This window comes from Prochlorococcus sp. ALOHA_ZT_50, from assembly GCF_022447305.1.
Lineage (GTDB): Bacteria > Cyanobacteriota > Cyanobacteriia > PCC-6307 > Cyanobiaceae > Prochlorococcus_A.
The window spans coordinates 1-1,813 of sequence record NZ_JAKVCI010000067.1; the positions used below are offsets into that span (position 1 = coordinate 1).

The window sequence follows — 1,813 nt, forward strand, 5'->3', positions numbered from 1 at the left end:
TTTTTCAGGGTTAGGTAGTTTCATTATAATTGTTTTTCTCTTAACCCTATTTTATCATAATTACTCATTTGTGTATGACAGATTGTTTAACAATATGTAAATCAGTTGGTTAGCTGGTTTCCTTTATGGTTTATCCTAGTTTGTATGACAGATTGTTGAACATATCAATAACGATGAGTGAGACGAAAGCAAATCAAACCTGGATAACCTCTAAGAGTATAGCCATAGCTGCTAGAATCCCCCATAACCTCTATAACCAAATAGAAGACTACGGGATGACTCATTTTGCCAAGGGTGAGGATAAATATGATAAAACCCAGATTCCGCACTTCAAAATGTAGTATAAAAAAATACATAGTTTTAAAAAGTCCGAAAATCATACCTGGGCAAGAATATTTCTCTTTTCATTAAATTTTTAGGAAAAATAATCAAATTAAGAAGATTTATACTCATTGAAAACTTAGCAAGACTCAGCACAAACGAAGGAGAGTTTCCTCTTCTCATTTGATATCATTAGACTCTTATTCTTTTATTATTTTTGCTTTATCCAATTCAATTTATAGATAATATCTTTGACAAGATGCAGGTAATAAACTCAATATAAAACGCCTTTCTTCTGTTAAATTGACAATTTGTTTAACTCCGTTTAAAATCACATAATGAATACCTTGAAAACATTGAAATATCCACCTCAAAGTCGGACGCAATGTTACTTTCCCTACTTGATTATTTATTCCTTTTTTGACTCTTTTTAAACAATTTCTTAATTCTCTTTGCCCCAAGTTATAAATCAACAAACACAAAGACATTAAAAATAACATTGTTTCTATTCTTTCTGGTTTTTCAACGAAGAAACTATCAGTAAAAAATAAGGGATCTTTCAAAAATCGAAATCCTCTTTCCGTAGATTGCTGGTTTTTATAAGTTATCAGAATTTCACTAGCTTCTAATTTATTTTCCTCTACTAAGTTAGTTGCTAAAATAAATTTTCCTGCTTCTTTAGTCTTTCTACTTATCTCTTCATCTTTTTTGATGATCAGACTAATCATTTTATAAATCTTTTCCTTTTTTTTCGAGTAAGTTTCAATCAGTTCAACTTCTTTTATTTCCAACAATCTCAATTTTTTATTAATAGCTTTTAATTTATATCGAGCAGCTTGAGGATGTTCAAATTCTTCAGATTGTATTTCTTTAAGAAATTTTTGGGATTTCTTCTCTTCTTGGGAAAGTTGTTTTTCTAGTTTTTCCAAATCACTTTTCTGTCTTTTTTCACTCAAGACTATTAACCAAGTTTGCTTGATTCCACCATAAGTAACAATTTCTTCTTTCCAGGTATAACTTTCTAAATTTAGGTCACTTCTTTTTTCTTTATCTTCATCTTTTACTTCTTCCACCTCTATATTTTGCACTAATTCTTTTGCTTTTTTTATGGTCATTGGAACTCTCGTTATCCATTTTAAATGTTGGATTAGTTGGAGATTTTCTTGACCATATAAAGCACTATCACAAACCATGATACTATCAAACTTTATTTGCTTTTTGAATTCTACTAAAACTTTTCCAAATACAGCTTTATCAGATTCATTTCCATCTCCTACTCTCACAAATAATGGAATATCTCCATCTTGGCTTGTTATTAAATCCAAGACACATTGTTTTAAGTCTGGTCTATGATCCCGAGAATATCCTTTCTTAATAAAAATTGGTCTTTCTTTAATAATTTTTTCTTCTTCCTACAGTATGAAAATCAAAGCGGTTATAAAATTTTTCAGCTATTAAATTATTTTGAGAGACTTCCAACAGTAATCTATTG

Annotated in this window: 1 pseudogene; it reads right to left on the reverse strand. The window is 29.5% G+C overall.

The annotated features are described in order from the left end of the window. Nucleotides 1-557: 557 nt before the first annotated feature. Nucleotides 558-1,733, reverse strand: a pseudogene (locus MK115_RS09290) (IS1634-like element ISCwa1 family transposase); the annotation flags it as partial. Between the last annotated feature and the right edge of the window lie 80 nt (nucleotides 1,734-1,813).